We start from the raw sequence: 11,835 nt of genomic DNA, 5'->3' as shown, positions 1-11,835 counted from the left end.
TTAATCAATCCCGGCAATAATTGCGCGCAGTGTCTCGATGCCATCACCCTTCTCGGATGAGGTCAAGATCAGCTCGGGGTAAGCGGCAGGGTGTTTCACCAGTGCCGCGCGGGTTTTTGCAAGTGATTGTTCCAACGCATCGCCACGCAGCTTGTCGACCTTCGTCATGACGACCTGAAAGGTGACAGCGGCACTGTCGAGCAGCGACATGATTTCGTCGTCAACGGCTTTGGCCCCGTGACGCGCGTCGATCAAAACAAAGACACGGCGCAAGGTTTGGCGCCCACGCAGGTAGCTTTTCAACAACCGCTGCCATTTTTCGACGACGGGCAGAGGGGCGTTGGCAAAGCCGTAGCCGGGCAAGTCGACAACATACAAATCACCAGCAGTGAAATAGTTGATTTCTTGCGTCCGGCCCGGCGTGTTGGACGCGCGCGCAAGACCTTTGCGGCCTGTGAGCGCATTGATCAGGGACGATTTACCCACGTTAGAACGCCCGGCGAAGCAGACCTCTAGGCGATCCGCAGGCGGCAAGCCGTCCATGGCAACGACGCCTTTCACGAATTCGGTTTCCCCCGCGAACAGCAGGCGACCGGCTTCGCGTTCGGCGTCTTCGGGTGGCTGAACTTCGGGGAAGCGCATTTCCATTGTAAGGCTCGTTCGTTTGACTGTGATGAAGAAAAAACCGCCGCATCACTGCGGCGGCTTTGGTTTATTTGTTTTTCGGCTTCGCTGGCGCATCCTTGGCGGGCGGCGCTTTCTTGAAGCTTGAGGTGATGTTCCCGAACAGGTCGGGCTTCGACCCGTGGCTCCGCATGATCGTGTATTGCTGGATAAACGTGATCACGTTGTTGGTGATCCAGTAGAGGACCAGACCGCTGGCGAAACCGCCCAGCATGAACATGAAGACCCAAGGCATATAGGCGAAGATCATTTTCTGTGTTGGATCGGTCGGGGCCGGGTTCAGTTTTTGCTGCAACCACATGGATACACCCAAAACAATCGGCATAATCCCAATCGCGATCAGTGCGATAAAGCTACCTGGTTCTGGCGCGCTCCATGGCAGAAGGCCGAACAGGTTGATGATCGATGATGGATCCGGTGCGGACAAATCTTTGATCCAACCAATCCAAGGTGCATGACGCAGTTCGATCGTCACGAAGATCACCTTGTAGAGCGAGAAGAAGATCGGGATTTGCAGCAGGATCGGCATACACCCAGCGGCTGGGTTAACCTTGTTATCCTTGTAAAGCTTCATCATGCCTTGCTGCAGCGCCTGTTTGTCTTCGCCGGACTTTTCTTTCAGGGCTTCCATTTCAGGCTGCAGTTCCTTCATTTTCGCCATGGAAACGTAGGATTTGTAAGCCAAAGGCAGCACGAGAGCCTTTAGGATGAAGGTTAGCGCGATGATCGACCAACCCATGTTGCCAATGATGACATTCAGGTTGTGCAGCAGCCAGAAGATCGGCTTGGTCAGGAAAAAGAACCAGCCCCAGTCGATGCTGTCGAGAAAGCCGGTGACGCCTTCTTCATTTTCGTAGTTGCGGATCGCGTCCCATTCCTTGGCACCAGCGTAAAGTCGCGTGGTGACTTCGGTTGTTTCACCGGGGGCGACCGTTTGCAGAGCCATGACTGCTTCAGCTTGGTATAAGTCGCGGCTGTCGAAATACTTGGATGTAGACCGGAAGGCTGTGCCCTGTTCGGGGATCAGCGTTGTCATCCAGTAGTGGTCTGTGTAGCCGATCCAACCGTTTTCGGTAGCTTCCAAGCGTACCGCTTGGGTGCCTTCGCGCGGGTCCAGATCGTAGTCGACGATTTTCTTGTAGTCGGTTTCTTCCAACTCACCGTCAGTCATGCGCACGAGGCCTTCGTGCAGAATGAAGAAGTTCTTCAAGTCTGCCGGTGTGCCATGACGGCGCAGCAGGCCATATGGGCGCAAAGTAATGTTGGAAGTCCCTGTGTTTTCAACGCTTTGAACGTAATCGAACATGAAGTCTTCGTCGACACTAATTTCGGTGCGGAAGATGTGGCCAGCGCCATTGTCCCAGACCAGGGTCACAGGTGTTTCAGGTGTCAGCGCATCACCGCTTTCGACTGACCAGATGGTGTCGGGGCCGGGGACCTGATCTGCAGCGATACCTTCGGCAGAGGCCCACCCGAATGTAGCGAAATAGGCTTCAGCTTCGCCAACAGGCTTCAGAAGGTGAACGATGGGTGAACCGTCGGCCAATTCCTCGCGGTATTGGGTCAGTGACAGATCATCGATACGGGCACCCTGTAGGGACAAAGACCCTTTGAATTCAGGTGTTTCGATTGCGATACGTGCGGCTTCTGCAACAGTTTCTGACGCGGCGGGTGTTGTTGTCGGCGTCGACGTGGTTTCCGCGGCAACGCTTGGCGTTGTGACATCTGCAGCTTCTGCGACTGGTGGCAGATCAGTCAGCTCGGGTTCTTCAGGCGGGAAAAGCCAAAACCACACCATCACAACGAGGAAACTTAGCACCGTTGCGAGTATCAGATTCTTGTTTTGGTCGTCCATGCGAATGCCGCCTGTGTCGAAGAAAAGGTCCCGCTGGTTCAACCCCTCAGAACCCCAAAGGTCAAGCGGTTTTGCCTTGTTTTGATGAGAATTCGACGTGATTGACTGCGGAAAATTGCCATTTCACGCCGCGCATTTGTGCGACCGTCTGACAATTACTGAAGATAGCGCGGTCTCTGCGCGAAAACCTGCGGCAAATTGTAGTCGCGCAGCCATGTCAACGTTTCGGCGGGGGGAAGCGGGCGGGCGATGGCAAACCCTTGTGCATGACCGCAGCCATTCTTCGCCATGTGTTGGATTTCGCTCGTCGTCTCAACACCTTCGGCGAGCGTTTCTATTGATAAGCCCTTAGCGACCATCAAGATCGTGTTAACCATTTGCTGTTGGCTTTCATCGACATCAACGTGGGAGACGAAGGAACGGTCAATTTTGATCCTATTAACGCTAAAATTCTGAATGGTTGTGATGGCCGCGTGGCCGGTACCAAAATCGTCAAGGTCAATGTTGCAGCCCACGTCGGAAATTGCATGCAGGTTCCGAATGATCGGATCGTCAGCGCCCCTTGCAACGACGGTTTCCAAAATTTCGATGACTAACCTGTCAGGTGTCAGGTCAAAGGCATCCAATTCTAACCGAATTATGTCGACAAGATTCGGATCGCGCAGTTCAAATGCCGACATGTTGACGGATACGCGCGGCACGTGGACGTTCGCGTCATCCCATTTCCGCAGCGCACGAAGGGAATCTCGTAACATTGCCAAACCAAGTTGGCGCATCATCCCAGCTTCTTCCAAGATGGGGAGGAATTCCGCAGGTGAAATCACACCTCGTATCTTGTGATTCCATCGTGCCAGCGCTTCGACTCCTGAGACTTCATTGGTCGATAGGCACAGCTGAGGTTGGAAATAGGCATGAATTTCGCCAGTTTTAATTGCGCGCAATGCCTCCGCCAAGAGAGAGCGGCGCGCATCGATCCGTTCTTTCATTTCGGTCGAATACACCCGGATCATCGAAACGCCTTGGTTCGCAGCCTCAATTTGCGCGACGCGGGCGGATTCTAACAGTTCCTCGCCGTCTTCCTGCTGTTCCGGGGAGGATATTGCGCAACCTAAAGAGAGGCTAATTTGGAGTTCTTCGTCACCAAGTGGGATGGGTTCCGCCGCCTTGTCTTGGATCATCATTGTAAGGTCTAATAGCCCCGCGCGGACCAATCCCCTTAAGGGGCTGACAACGCATACAAATTGATCCCCGTCCAATCGTCTAACAACATCCCGAATGAGAAGATCGCCCTTTAGACGGTCTTCCAGAACCCGCAAAACATGACGGATATCTTTACCATTTCGGGTACGTCGCAGATCGTGGAAATTGTCGATTTCAGCCACGATCACAATCGCATTGTAGCAATCGTAATAGCGGCGTTTAAGCGTATCGTCCAAGGCGTCGATGATCTGTTCACGCGGGTCGGTCGGCCCTACGAAGACGTTTAAGACGGCAGTGATCCGTGTCCATAAATGGTGGAGGAAACTGCGCAAATCTGTGCCTCGCTTGGTAACGGGCACCATGCCCTAACGCGCAATGGATAAGACAGATTAGATAAACTTTGATTAATCCTGTTCAGGATTCGTCATCAACCCAACGAAATCGAACAGCTTTGGGTCGAGTAGATGCGACGGCCTTGCATTTGTTAACGCGCGGAACATCTTTTGGCGGCGACCGGGGTGGTTCTTTTCCCAGCCGTCCAGCATTTGTTTGATCTGCTGACGTTGTAGTCCGTCCTGCGATCCGCACAGATCACATGGAATAATCGGGTAATTCATCGCGGTTGAAAATGCTTCGCAATCGGCTTCGGCCACATGCGCCAGCGGGCGATACAAGAACAGATCGCCTTCTTCGTTTACGAGCTTGGGTGGCATTGTCGCCAGACGGCCACCATGGAACAGGTTCATCATAAACGTTTCGAGAATATCATCGCGATGGTGGCCCAAAACAACGGCGGAACATCCTTCCTCGCGCGCAATACGGTACAGATTTCCGCGTCTTAGCCGCGAACATAGTGCGCAAAAAGTGCGACCAGCGGGGACTTTGTCCATGACGATGGAATAGGTGTCTTGGTACTCAATCCGGTGCGGTACGCCCATCTTTTCCAAGAAAGCAGGCAGAACGGTCGCTGGGAAATTGGGCTGTCCCTGATCCAGATTGCAAGCAACCAGATCGACTGGCAACAGCCCGCGCCATTTCAGTTCGTACAAGACTGCCAACAAGGTGTAACTGTCTTTGCCGCCAGACAAACAGACCAGCCATTTCGGCGGCTTCCCATCGCGTGCTTCGGGCGCGATCATGCCATATTGTTCAATCGCTTCACGCGTATTGCGCACAATACGTTTGCGGAGTTTCTTGAACTCTGTCGTGGAAGGTGCGCCATTAAAGAGCGGATGAATATCTGTGTTTTCGTCTAGCATGATCCCGCATTATAGCGCGTTCGCGATCCCGCCAAGGGGTTTCGTGACTTGCCGCTGCCGCTTTGCGAATTAAGTCATCGGATGAAAAGAGGAACAAATATGCGTTTATTGATTGCTGCCGCCTTGATCGTGTTGTCCGCCTGCACTGGAAAGCCGTCATTCAACGATGAAAGCCTAAGCCGCGAAAAACTAAACCTTGAAGAATTCTTCGACGGTGAATTGGTCGCGTATGGTCAATTCCAAGATATCTTGGGCACCGTTCGGCGCAGTTTTGTGGTCGAGTTGAAAGGCGATTGGGACGGGGAACGCCTGCGGTTGGAAGAAGATTTCATTTACGAAGATGGATCGACAGAGAAACGCATCTGGACGCTGACGAAGACCGGACCTGATAGTTGGACGGGGACAGCTCCGGGTGTGATCGGTGTCGCGACTGGTGAAGAACAGGATAATCGTTTTAATTGGCGCTATGAAGTTGATTTGCCGATTCCGGCGGCGGACGGGTCTGTTGAAACCATGCGGGTCACGTTTGATGATTGGATGTGGTTGCTGTCTGAGGACCGTTTGTTCAACCGCGCCTACGTGCAGCGGTATGGCTTTGACATTGGGGACGTCAGCATTTCTTTTGAAAAGCTAAACTAAGCGTCGGGTATTCCTGACTACGTGACGTAAGGTCCACCTGCTACGGTTCTCCCATTTTTAGGGGATATCGTCATGAATTATTTTTACAGTCGTCGCGCCTTTAACCGCAGAACCGGATATTTCACGAACCATCCTGCCGTCAGCACAAGTTACGTTGGGCTTGGGCCATCGGACGGGACCGTATCGCGCGGAGCGCTTTTGACTAGCCGGAAATGGGCCGATGCGGTTCTTGCTCAAAGCGGGAACGGGCATGTCGTGATCTACGTGCACGGATTCAACACCAAACAAGCCACGATGTTGAACACGATGACCGCGATTAAGACGGGTCTGGCTGGTGAAGGGTTTGATGCAGCGGTCGCCGCATTTGATTGGCCGAGCGACGGGGTTGTTTCGTCAAGTGCGTATCGGCGCGATCGCAAGGATGTCGAAACGGTAGCAGCCCACATGGTTCTGGATGGCGTGAAATTGCTACAGGAGGCAAAACCGTCAGCCAAGGTTCATATTGTCGCCCATTCGATGGGGGCCTACGCAACTATTCACGGATGGGGTACCGTCGGACACGCGTATTTTCCGGCAAAGGTGGATCAGGCGGTTTTCGTCGCTGCGGACGTTGATCAGAACAGGTTGCTCAAATCAGGAATTGCCGGGCGCGTTATGGCGCAGCGGTGTAATCGGTTGACCCACTACTATTCATCAGAAGACTTGGTGTTGGATTTGTCGGGCAAAATTATCAACGCGGGCACACGGCGTTCGGGCCGTCACGGTCTAGGGACATGGCCCGCACCGACATTTAAGGACGTATCTTGCGTTGATCGTTACCTCAGCGACAATCCACAGCATAAACGTACGGAATCCCATTCGCACAGTTGGTATTTTCAAGATGACAGATTCTACGAGGATCTGGCGAAAACTCTTGCTGGTGAGAACGACAAAACCTTGCCGACCCGCGAACGTCAGGCAAACGGTGATCAGCGGCTGAAACGTTAGTCGGGCACGTTGTCGATTCCTGAGCCGCCCCAAGGGTGGCATCGTCCGATGCGGCGAATCGTCAGGATGCTACCTTTGATGCCGCCGTGCTTTTCCAACGCTTCAAGGGCGTAGGCGGAACAGGTTGGCTGAAAACGGCACCCGTGTCCCACCCAAGGACTAAGCAGAAGGCGATATGCCTTGACGGGGACTGCAAAGACGTGGGCAAGCGGGCTCATGTGTGCACCTTATCCAATGCGCGGATCAGGTCACTTTGCAATTGGGTGAAGGGCAGGGCGGCTGTCGTTTCGAACCGTCCGACAAGAACGTAGTCCCAACCATCGCGGCCGTGATCCTTGAGAACAAGACGCGCAACTTCGCGCAAACGGCGCTTGGCGCGATTGCGGGCAACAGCGTTGCCGACTTTTTTGGAGCAGGTGAAACCGACACGGATACAATCGGACGTTTCACCGGCGTGACGCTTACGCGCCTGCAGATGAATCCCCTTAGTTCCAATGCGTTGCGCTTTGGAGCACCGGACAAAATCAGCCCGCTTGGTCAGTACAGTGATCGCTGGACAAGCGAAAGCCGCCGGTGGACCGTCCATGTGATCGACCGTTTGGTCAGACATGGGTGCCACCGGCGGCTTCAATTCGAATAACCGAAAGTTGGCGCTTACGCGCTCAGCTTCGCGCGGCCTTTTGCGCGACGGTTGTTCAGGATCTTGCGGCCAGCTTTTGTCGCCATGCGCGCGCGGAACCCGTGACGGTTCTTACGAACCCGGTTAGATGGCTGGAACGTACGCTTCATCGCGTGTCCTCCGGTTAATGGGCCAAACCCTGTTAGAGATTCGAAGCCGATTGGAATTCAGACTTGTCCTTTAGAGGGGGTACCGTGTCCTGTCAACGCAGGTCAGACCAGAAAACTGCAACAATTTCACAGAGCGTTGCGGGGCAAATGTTTCAGTCGACGGCCTGATAGGCCCCGAAGTATCGCAAACCGCTAACGACTGATCAAGCGCCCGTGATCGGGGTATCACCAACAGACGTTTCAAGTCATCTACAGTCCCAACGAAAGCGCGTCCGTCAACCGTGATTGCGCCGCGAAATATGATAGGATGACCCGATGATTGATGCCCCGACCGAAATGGCCCCTGATAAGCAAAGCAATGCCTTTGTCCGCAGATTGCCCCTTATAGTCATAGCGATTGTCGCTGTGTTGGGTGCGATTTTCTTGCGTGATTACCTGACATTCGATGCGTTGAGTGAAAATCGTGAAACGCTCCTGGCCTTCCGCGATGCCAATTACCTGCTGACAGCGTTGTTGTTCATTGCAGCCTACGTCGTGATCGTGGCCTTTTCATTGCCGGGTGCAACAATTGCCACGCTGACAGGCGGCTTTTTGTTTGCGACTTTCCCGGGCGCGTTATTTAACGTGACCGGTGCGACGTTAGGGGCGACTGCAATTTTCCTCGCGGCCCGTTGGGGATTCGGGGAAAAGCTGGGTGCCAAGCTGGAAGGATCCGAAGGGATCGTCAAAAAGATCAAAGACGGTATTGATGAGAACCAGTGGTCGATGCTGTTCTTGATCCGTCTGGTGCCGGCTGTGCCGTTCTTCATGGCGAACCTGATTCCATCGTTCCTAGAGGTCCCGACACGCCGCTTCATCATTTCAACATTCTTTGGCATCATTCCGGGTGCTGTAGTCTACACGTCCGTTGGTGCGGGTCTTGGTGAAGTGTTCGAGCGTGGCGAAACCCCGAACCTTGGCATCATCTTTGAGCCATTCATCATTGGCCCAATCATCGGCCTTTGCGTGCTTGCCGCACTTCCTATTTTGATCAAGGCCGTGCGCGGCAAGAAAGGTCTTTAAGCCATGAACCGTATTAAAACTGATATCTGTATCATTGGTGGTGGCTCTGGCGGTCTGTCTGTCGCAGCTGGTGCTGTTCAAATGGGCGCAAAAGTTGTCCTGCTCGAAGGCCACAAAATGGGCGGTGATTGCCTGAATTATGGCTGTGTCCCATCAAAGGCGCTGATCGCGTCCGCGAAACAAGCCTATGCGATGTCCCATGGGTCCGCGCTGGGCATTGCAGACGAACAGGCGCAGGTGGACTACGCTGCGGCCAAAGATCACGTCGCCGACGTCATCGCGACGATTGCACCAGTCGATTCGGTCGAGCGTTTCGAGGGTCTGGGCGTTCAGGTCATACAGGAATTTGGCGCGTTTATCTCTGAAAACGAAGTGCAAGCCGGTGATACGATCATCGAAGCGCGTCGGTTTGTTGTGGCCACAGGATCTGGGCCGTTTGTGCCGCCAATCGATGGCATCAGCGATGTCACATACTATACAAATGAAAACATTTTTGATCTGCGCGAAAAGCCAAAGCATCTGATCATCATCGGTGGCGGGCCCATCGGTATGGAAATGGCGCAGGCGCATCGTCGCCTTGGTTGCGATGTCACCGTGATTGAAGGGGCCAAGGCATTTGGCAACGATGATCCGGAAATGGCCGAAATCGTGCTGAATAAGATGCGCGACGAAGGCATCCAGATCATCGAAGGTGCACAGGCGGAAAAGATCAGCGGCACGGATGATAGCGTGACGGTCCATACGCCAAAAGGTGATTTCACTGGGTCGCATCTGCTTATGGCCGTTGGGCGTAAGGTGAATATCGACAAGCTTGATCTGGACAAGGGCAACATCGCCCATGATCGGCGTGGTTTGAAAGTTGGTGATGACCTGCGGTCCGAGACAAACAAAAAGGTTTATGCCGCTGGTGATGTCGCTGGTGGGTTACAGTTCACCCATGTTGCAGGCTATCACGCCGGTGTTCTGATCCGGTCACTTCTGTTCGGTCTGCCGTCCAAGCAAAAGACGTCTCATATTCCCTGGGCGACTTACACAGATCCAGAATTGTCCCAAGTCGGCCTGACTGAAGCACAAGCCCGCGAAAAACATGGCGACAAGTTAGAAGTGGTGCGTTTCGAATATCATCACAACGACCGCGCCATTGCAGAACGGAAAACAACGGGCCTTATCAAGGTGATGGTGGTCAAAGGACGGCCAGTGGGCGCGTCCATCGCGGGCCATCTGGCGGGCGAGTTGATCTCGATGTGGGCCATGGCGATTGCAAATAATATGAAAATGTCTGCCATCGCCAATACCGTTTTGCCTTACCCGACCATAAGTGAGGTCAACAAGCGGGCGGCTGGGGCCTATTTCAGCCCGCGCTTGTTTGATAGTGCAATGGTTAAGCGGGTTGTTGGGTTCGTTCAGCGCTGGATCCCGTAACGCAGGCAAGAAGGCGTCATTATGTTCAATACCCTCTCTGGGCGGTTCTTGGTTCTTACCATCATCTTTGTGATGTTGGCCGAAGTTTTTATCTTTGTGCCGTCGATTGCGCGGTTCCGCGAAGATTATTTGCTCGAACGCCTTGAGAGGGCGCAAATCGCGTCTTTGGCGCTTGAGGCGGATCCGTTCATATCGCCCGAGCTGCAATCGGAGCTTTTGAAGAACGCTGACGTCTATAACGTTGTTCTACGGCGCAACGAAGTCCGGCAATTGGCGTTGTCATCACCGATCCCGTTTCCCGTGATGGCGACCTACGACATGCGCGACCCGTCGTCTTGGGAATTGATCCGGGATGCTATGTCGACGCTTGTTACCAAGGACGAACAGGTCATCCGCGTCATGGGGACACCTGTCCAAGGCGGCGGAACACTGATTGAAATCACGACACCGCAAATGCCGCTGCGCGATGCGATGATGGCGTATGGACGGAACGTCTTGATCCTGTCGTTGGTGATTTCGGTTATCACGGCGGCGATGTTGTTTGTTGCCGTTCGCTATTTGCTTGTCCGGCCTATCAAAGGGTTGGTGGATCAGATGGAACGGTATGCCGCGGCGCCAGAAGACGCGCGTAAGATCATCGAACCAACGGCCACCGTGCGCGAATTACATGCGGCTGAACTGGCGTTGCAATCGATGGAAAACCAACTGACTGGCGCGTTGCGGCAAAAAGATCGTCTCGCGCAGCTTGGCGGTGCCGTTGCCAAGGTCAGCCATGACCTGCGCAACATCCTCACGTCAGCGCAATTGTTCACGGACCGGATCGAAAGTTCGGAAGATCCATTGGTCAAACGGATGGCTCCCAAATTGGTCGGATCGATCACGCGCGCGGTTAATCTGTGCGAAACAACCTTGGCCTTCGGGCGCGTGGAGGAACCGCAGCCAACGCTAACCCGCATTGTTCTGGTCGGGTTAGTCGACGAATTGCTGGAAGGCGAGCGCCTTGCGGCAGGCGATGCACCAATCACGTTTGAAGCGGATGTGCCGGCTGCGATGACTGTACGCGCAGACGGAGAACAAATTTTCCGGGTTCTGTCCAATTTGTTGCGCAATGCCCGTCAAGCGATTGAAGCGACGCGGGCCCCTGGCACGATTACGATCCGCGGTTTCGAAGACGATGCAGCGTGGTGGATCGAAGTATGCGATACGGGGCCAGGGTTGCCGAAGCGAGCACGGGACAATCTGTTCAAACCGTTTGAAGGCGGGGCGCGTAAAGGCGGGACGGGACTGGGGCTCGTCATCGCAGGCGATTTGATCAGAGGCCACGGTGGCCGGTTAGAACTGGGTAAGACGGATGAAAGCGGTACTGTGTTCGTGATCCAGCTGCCAAAAGCTGACTTGGCACTGGAGCCTTCGGCGTTAGAAACGGCCTGAATTGAACAAGATTAAAAATACTTACGATTTGGGCCTTGCATACCCCGGCAGGCACAGCTAAATCCCACCACACGCGGATTGGTAGCTCAGTTGGATAGAGTACTTGACTACGAATCAAGGGGTCGGGGGTTCGAATCCTCCCCAGTCCGCCACATACACACTGTGTCGAAAACCGAGATAACTTGCCTTTTTGCGTGGTAAGTTGCCTTTTTCGACGTGCATCGGTGACCTTTCCTTTCAATTTGATTGCCATCGCTCGTTTCTCGCGTCCTTCAATCGTTGCAGGTTTCCAAGACAACGCACGCAGTGCGCTTGCTCTGAAACCTTGCCACGTGGCGAACGCGGGAGGGGGCGAGGCAGGTCTATTCGACAGCAGTGGTGCGGCCCGCAGGCGCTAGCCGAGGACCCGGTGCTGTCTAATGGACTTGCCCGAGGGGGAGGGCCGCGCCCTCACCCTAACGCTGTGCAGTGGCGTTCGGCTTGGCCGAACCCCCAACAGCCATAGAA

At 54.1% G+C, this 11,835-nt stretch carries 12 protein-coding genes and 1 tRNA gene; 6 read left to right on the top strand and 7 right to left on the bottom strand.

Annotated features, from left to right (window positions below; genetic code table 11):
• The 4 genes from yihA to ttcA all read right to left on the bottom strand — a co-directional run bounded on the left by yihA (position 1) and on the right by ttcA (position 4,998).
• On the bottom strand, positions 1 to 648 hold the full coding sequence (gene yihA / locus MWU61_RS18070; RefSeq protein WP_247129869.1) for a ribosome biogenesis GTP-binding protein YihA/YsxC: 648 nt from the start codon (positions 646 to 648) through the stop codon (positions 1 to 3).
• Between the two features lie 64 nt (positions 649 to 712).
• Positions 713 to 2,539: a membrane protein insertase YidC gene (gene yidC, locus MWU61_RS18065; protein WP_247129868.1), complete on the bottom strand. Its 1,827-nt coding sequence runs from the start codon at positions 2,537 to 2,539 to the stop codon at positions 713 to 715.
• A gap of 155 nt (positions 2,540 to 2,694) precedes the next feature.
• Positions 2,695 to 4,071, bottom strand: coding sequence for a GGDEF domain-containing phosphodiesterase (locus MWU61_RS18060; protein WP_247129867.1), 1,377 nt, complete (start codon positions 4,069 to 4,071; stop codon positions 2,695 to 2,697).
• 72 nt (positions 4,072 to 4,143) lie between these two features.
• Positions 4,144 to 4,998, bottom strand: coding sequence for a tRNA 2-thiocytidine(32) synthetase TtcA (gene ttcA / locus MWU61_RS18055; RefSeq protein ID WP_247129866.1), 855 nt, complete (start codon positions 4,996 to 4,998; stop codon positions 4,144 to 4,146).
• A 99-nt stretch (positions 4,999 to 5,097) separates the two neighbouring features.
• Here ttcA and MWU61_RS18050 point away from each other — a divergent pair, with 99 nt between their 5' ends.
• Together MWU61_RS18050 and MWU61_RS18045 are read left to right on the top strand one after the other, a co-directional pair.
• Entirely contained in the window at positions 5,098 to 5,637 is a 540-nt protein-coding gene (locus MWU61_RS18050; RefSeq protein ID WP_247129865.1) for a DUF3833 domain-containing protein, read from the top strand.
• 72 nt (positions 5,638 to 5,709) lie between these two features.
• Positions 5,710 to 6,624 carry an alpha/beta fold hydrolase gene (locus MWU61_RS18045; protein ID WP_247129864.1) on the top strand — a complete coding sequence of 305 codons (915 nt, stop codon included), beginning with the start codon at positions 5,710 to 5,712 and terminating at the stop codon, positions 6,622 to 6,624.
• Here the strand turns inward: MWU61_RS18045 and yidD are convergent.
• Genes yidD through rpmH form a run of 3 tightly spaced genes read right to left on the bottom strand, consistent with a single transcriptional unit; the run spans position 6,621 to position 7,413 of the window.
• Positions 6,621 to 6,842, bottom strand: coding sequence for a membrane protein insertion efficiency factor YidD (yidD, locus tag MWU61_RS18040; RefSeq protein WP_247129863.1), 222 nt, complete (start codon positions 6,840 to 6,842; stop codon positions 6,621 to 6,623). The two genes, MWU61_RS18045 and yidD, sit on opposite strands and share 4 nt — an antisense overlap.
• A complete protein-coding gene (gene rnpA / locus MWU61_RS18035) occupies positions 6,839 to 7,234 on the bottom strand; it encodes a ribonuclease P protein component (RefSeq protein ID WP_247129862.1) in 396 nt (131 codons plus the stop codon). Before rnpA ends, yidD begins: the two co-directional genes overlap by 4 nt.
• A gap of 44 nt (positions 7,235 to 7,278) precedes the next feature.
• Entirely contained in the window at positions 7,279 to 7,413 is a 135-nt protein-coding gene (gene rpmH, locus MWU61_RS18030) for a 50S ribosomal protein L34 (RefSeq protein ID WP_008231458.1), read from the bottom strand.
• 315 nt (positions 7,414 to 7,728) lie between these two features.
• On the opposite strand from rpmH, the gene MWU61_RS18025 reads away from it, so the two are divergent.
• From MWU61_RS18025 to MWU61_RS18010, 4 genes are all read left to right on the top strand, one after another.
• Positions 7,729 to 8,475: a TVP38/TMEM64 family protein gene (locus tag MWU61_RS18025; protein WP_247129861.1), complete on the top strand. Its 747-nt coding sequence runs from the start codon at positions 7,729 to 7,731 to the stop codon at positions 8,473 to 8,475.
• Positions 8,476 to 8,478: 3 nt separating this feature from the next.
• Entirely contained in the window at positions 8,479 to 9,897 is a 1,419-nt protein-coding gene (locus MWU61_RS18020; RefSeq protein ID WP_247129860.1) for an FAD-dependent oxidoreductase, read from the top strand.
• Positions 9,898 to 9,918: 21 nt separating this feature from the next.
• Entirely contained in the window at positions 9,919 to 11,328 is a 1,410-nt protein-coding gene (locus MWU61_RS18015) for a HAMP domain-containing sensor histidine kinase (RefSeq protein ID WP_247129859.1), read from the top strand.
• A gap of 75 nt (positions 11,329 to 11,403) precedes the next feature.
• Positions 11,404 to 11,480 (top strand) — tRNA-Arg (locus MWU61_RS18010).
• The last annotated feature ends 355 nt before the right edge of the window (positions 11,481 to 11,835 follow it).

The sequence above is a fragment of the Loktanella sp. F6476L genome (assembly GCF_023015725.1).
Classification (GTDB): Bacteria; Pseudomonadota; Alphaproteobacteria; order Rhodobacterales; family Rhodobacteraceae; genus Yoonia.
Note: the sequence above shows the minus strand (reverse complement) of the source record. Positions and strands in the feature narration are given on the sequence as shown.